Annotated in this window: 2 protein-coding genes; both read right to left on the bottom strand. The window is 46.1% G+C overall.

The annotated features are described in order from the left end of the window. Nucleotides 1–3: 3 nt before the first annotated feature. Nucleotides 4–798, bottom strand: coding sequence for a hypothetical protein (locus AB4653_RS20960; RefSeq protein WP_017098063.1), 795 nt, complete (start codon nt 796–798; stop codon nt 4–6). Between the two features lie 137 nt (nt 799–935). Beyond that, a partial coding sequence (locus AB4653_RS20955) for a carbohydrate-binding protein (protein WP_372105236.1) occupies nt 936–1736 on the bottom strand: 801 nt, incomplete at its 5' end.

Raw genomic sequence — 1736 nt, 5'->3', positions numbered from 1 at the left:
ATCTTAGATTGCATCGTTCGCCAGTTCGGCTTTCGTGATGATTTCAAGTATCTCGCCAACTCGTTTAGGGCTTTGTTCCATCAAGACCGCTTGAACCTCGGGCTTTACACACGCTAACCACTCTCCCGAAGGTTCTTGGTTAAACTTATCCATCGGGCCCATACTTTGGCTCCATGCACCACGGATATCAACCGTATCTTTGTGGCCATCGTTAGTCGTAAAATATGAAAATTCAAAGGTTGTCGCATCTACAGATGTGATTTGGCCAGATGCCCCCCACGGCGCAGAAAGTTCGATCATAGGACCGATAGGATAGCTTTCACCTTCAATTTCTACAGAAGTTGCTTCACCAATGTAAATTTGAGCGTTATTGGCTGACTCTGAGACAGTGAAAGGTAATGATGTTGATACAGAATTAGGACCTTGAGGCGCAGCTTGCTTTAATAAGAATTGAACGATTGACGGGTATGCATTAACAGCAGCATCAACTTCCCCAACAGACTCCATACAGCCTTCGTAATTCATAATGCCTGTACTATCGACACCTTTAATTAAAGCGCCTTCAAGTGTTTGAATAACATGAATTTGGTTACCTTGTTCCTCTATAGACGTGATTTGGCCTACAGGACTTTTTAATACTTGATAACGCTGAGCAACAATACCTTCAGAGCTCGTTTCAAAACTCAAACTGCCATAATTACCCCAGCCCAAACTTTGCTCGAGACCTGACTGCGGCGTACTGTTACACCCAGTAACTCCAGTTACCAATAACGCAAGAATAGATAGCTTTAACTTCATTTTAATTGCCCTGTAATCGAATTATTCACGAACACAGTTTATCGATAAATGGAAAGCACTACTGTAATAGAAAGCAAGGGAAGTGTCGTATAACTGTCACTGAACAAGCAAGCCTCTAGGAGGCTTGCTTAAGTCAATTATTTACAACTAATTTCATCCCAAAACCAGTTCGATTGAACAGGGCTTTCCCAGACACCCGGACCGTTTTTAGCCACGAAACACTTGCCGTTATGCGTCACCTTGTCGCCATTGCTCACTTGGCTAACACCCGCTTGCCATGTGATAAACACCGATGGATCAACAACGACAGGCGGCTCAGTCACAGGTGGTTCAACCGGTGTTGGGTCTACCGGAGCAGGATCGACAGGTGTAGGGTCAACTGGCGATGGATCTGTCACTACGGGTGGTGTTGGTTCACCCGCTACAAATTTCCAAGGGCCGCCATTGGCAGGATCATCCCCTTGAGTCCACCATTTAGCTTGGTAAGTCGCACCGTTGTGAGTGACTTGGTCGCCAGCATTGTAAACTTTACTCGCACTCCAACCGTTACCTCCGGGGTTAGTACCAGGGTCAACCGGATCAAGCTTATCGACCACTTTCACTTCAGGCCAACTCGCATGTGATCCATAAAAATTGGTCACACACTTCTCATAATCTCCGGCCACCAAGGCTGAATAAGCGGTTTGGAAACCAACAAGCTCACACTCAAATGAATAGCCTTCTGGGCGGTCTGCGTAGTATTTCCAGTTACCGTCCCAGTTGGTGTACAACACATCAGTCGCACCATTCAAGTTCAAGCTTCCGTAAGGCGTTTGCTGCCAGCATGTATTGGCTTCATCCGCTTCTACAGGGATCAGATAATGCGCAGCTAACCCTTCCCAATAACGAATTCGGTTAACTGGTTGGCCTTTGTCTTTGTTCTGCTCACCACACTCGAT

The organism is Vibrio sp. 10N.222.48.A3, from assembly GCF_041475345.1.
GTDB classification, from domain to species: Bacteria; Pseudomonadota; Gammaproteobacteria; order Enterobacterales; family Vibrionaceae; genus Vibrio; species Vibrio tasmaniensis_A.
Note: the sequence above shows the minus strand (reverse complement) of the source record. Positions and strands in the feature narration are given on the sequence as shown.